The organism is Pseudomonas sp. Sample_9, assembly GCF_004307535.1.
Classification (GTDB): domain Bacteria; phylum Pseudomonadota; class Gammaproteobacteria; order Pseudomonadales; family Pseudomonadaceae; genus Aquipseudomonas; species Aquipseudomonas mercuritolerans.
Genome location: NZ_RAZO01000312.1, coordinates 1 through 2,839, shown reverse-complemented (window position 1 = coordinate 2,839; position 2,839 = coordinate 1). Strand labels below are relative to the sequence as shown.

General features: G+C 60.9%; 2 protein-coding genes. Both read left to right on the top strand.

What is annotated here, in order from left to right; translation table 11 throughout:
- Positions 1-2,331 (top strand): SbcC/MukB-like Walker B domain-containing protein (locus tag D6877_RS17270; protein ID WP_277751489.1); only part of this gene is annotated, 2,331 nt, incomplete at its 5' end.
- The coding region (locus tag D6877_RS17265; RefSeq protein WP_130911557.1) for a glutathione S-transferase at positions 2,328-2,839 on the top strand (512 nt) is incomplete at its 3' end. The genes D6877_RS17270 and D6877_RS17265, both read left to right, overlap by 4 nt.

Genomic DNA, 2,839 nt, shown 5'->3' with positions numbered 1-2,839 from the left:
TTGAGCGATGCCTGGAGCGCCTATCGCGATCGTCTGCAACAGCTGATGCTGATCGGCAACCGCTTGAACAAGGGCCAGAGCGAACTGGCATCCCTCGAACAGAACGCCGCGTACAGTGCTGAGCAACTGGCCTCGCACAAACAGCAACTGGAAGTGCTGTTCAAAGAGGCTGGCGCAGAGCCGGACGCAGTCGCCGAACAGATCGGCCTGCTCGGCACCTTGCTGCAGGACAACCGCAAACAGCTGCGCGCGATCGAAGACCTGTCGCGCCTGTGGGCGACTCAGCAGGATCTCGACAAGCGCAGCGCCGAGTTGCAACAACGCCAGCTCGACGCGCAGCAGCAACGCGAACGCTTGACCCAGGACGGTGTGAAAACCAAGGCCGAACTGACCGTCGCCGAGCAGACCCTCAGCGTCACTCGTGAACTGCTCGAGCGGCAGCGGCTGGCGCGCAGTGCCAGTGTCGAAGAGTTGCGCGCGCAGTTGCAGGACGATCAGCCCTGCCCGGTCTGCGGCAGCAACGAGCATCCCTACCATCAGCCCGAAGCGCTGCTGCAAAGCCTCGGCCGTCACGATGAAAGCGAACAGGCCAACGCCCAGCAAGTGGTCGATCAGCTCAAGGAAAAACTCATCGAGCTGCGCGGCGAAGTCGGTGGCGTGATCGCGCAACAGAAAGAGCTGCTGCAACAACAGGAACAACTCGCCGCCCAGCAACAAGCCCTCGCGCCAAGTCTTGACGCGCATCCGCTGGCCGCGCAACTGTTCAATCAGGACGCTGACAAACGCGACGCCTGGCTCAGCCGCCAGAACGAGCAGTTGAACCAAAGCATCACTCAGGACGAACAACGCCAAAGCGCCCTGCTCACCTTGCAGCAGGACGCCGCACGCTTGTCGCAACAATTGCGTCAGACCGAAGTGGCTCATCAGCAAGCGGCGCAACAGCTGAGCCATCAGCAGCATGAACTCAACAGCGACCGTCAGCGCCTTGAAGAAGAACTCAGCGCGTTCGGCCCGCTACTGCCCGCTGACACGCTTGAAGCCTTGCGCCTGGAGCCGGCGGCAACGTTCATGCAGCTGGACCGGCAGATCGCCGAGCGCTTGGCTCAGCTCGAGCAGCAAAAGGAAGAACTGGGCGAACAGCAGCAACGCCAGCAAACCCTCGAGAAAGAACAGGATCGCCAGCAGCTGCGCACTCAGCAACTGCACAGTGCCGAACAGCAATTCACGGCGCTGACCGAGCAACAGCAAAGCTGTCAGGAAAAACTCGCGCAACTGATCGGCGAACACAGCAGCGCCGAACACTGGCAGCAGCAACTGGAACACGCCGTGGAACAGGCGCGCAGCGCGGAAACCAGCACCGCTGAGGAGCTGCAAAGCGTGCGCACGCAACTGGTGCAGATCGCCGCTGAGCTCAAGGCCCAACAGGAACGCCTGCAAGCACTGCAAGCTGAAGACCAGGCACTCGCCGGCAAGATCGCCGATTGGCGCGCCAGTCATCCGGAACTGGATGACGGCGGCCTCGAAGACTTGCTGCGCTTCGATGACGCGCAAGTCGCCGAACTGCGCCAGACCCTTCAGCACAACGAAAAAGCCATCGAACAGGCCCAGGTCTTGTTGCAGGAGCGCGATCAGCGTCTGCTCGATCACCAGGCCCGGCAGGACGGCGATCTTGACGCGGAACAGCTCGACAGCGCCCTCGCCGAATTGCAAAAGCAGTTCACCGTCAGTGAGCAGCAATGCGCCGAATTGCGCGCCGAACAGGTTGAGGACCATCGCCGGCAAAATGCCAATCAGGCGCTGGCCCAACAGATCGCCGACGCCTACGCCGAGTATCAGCGCTGGGCACGGCTCAGTGCCTTGATCGGCTCGGCCACCGGCGACACTTTCCGTAAGATCGCCCAGGCCTACAACCTCGATCTGCTGGTGCATCATGCCAACGCGCAGCTGCGCCAACTGGTCAAACGCTATCGCCTCAAACGCGGCGGCAGCATGCTCGGCCTGCTGGTGATGGACACGGAAATGGGCGACGAACTGCGCTCGGTGCATTCGTTGTCGGGCGGCGAAACGTTCCTCGTATCACTCGCCCTTGCGCTGGGTCTGGCCTCGATGGCGTCGAGCACGCTGAAAATCGAATCGCTGTTTATCGATGAAGGCTTCGGCAGCCTCGATCCGGAATCCTTGCAACTGGCGATGGACGCCCTCGATGGCTTGCAGGCGCAGGGACGCAAGGTGGCGGTGATTTCCCACGTGCAGGAGATGCATGAGCGGATTCCGGTGCAGATTCAGGTGCGGCGTCAGGGCAATGGTCTGAGTACGCTGGAGGTGAAATGAACACACTGTATTCGTTCCGCCGCTGCCCCTACGCGATGCGTGCGCGAATGGCCCTGCGTTATGCGGGCGTGCCGGTGGAGATCGTTGAGGTCAGCCTCAAGAACAAGCCGGCGCAGATGCTCGCGCTCTCGCCCAAGGGCACCGTGCCGGTGCTGAATGCCGATGGCGTGGTGATTGATGAGAGTCTGCAGATCATGCGCTGGGCATTGGCGCAGAATGATCCGGATGATTGGTTGCTGGCCGGCGACTCGTTCGCAGCGCTTTGGATGGAAAAACTGATTGAAGGTAATGATCAGATTTTCAAATCGGCTTTGAATCGCTACAAGTACGCCGAGCGCTACCCCGAGCAGCCGATGGAAGCTTATCGAGCTGAAGGTGCGTTGTTTCTGCAGAAACTGGATGAGCTGCTTGAAGGACGTGACTACTTACTGGCCGAGCATCCGAGCCTCGCCGACATCGCCCTGCTGCCCTTCGTCCGACAGTTCGCTCATGTTGATCGCGAGTGGTT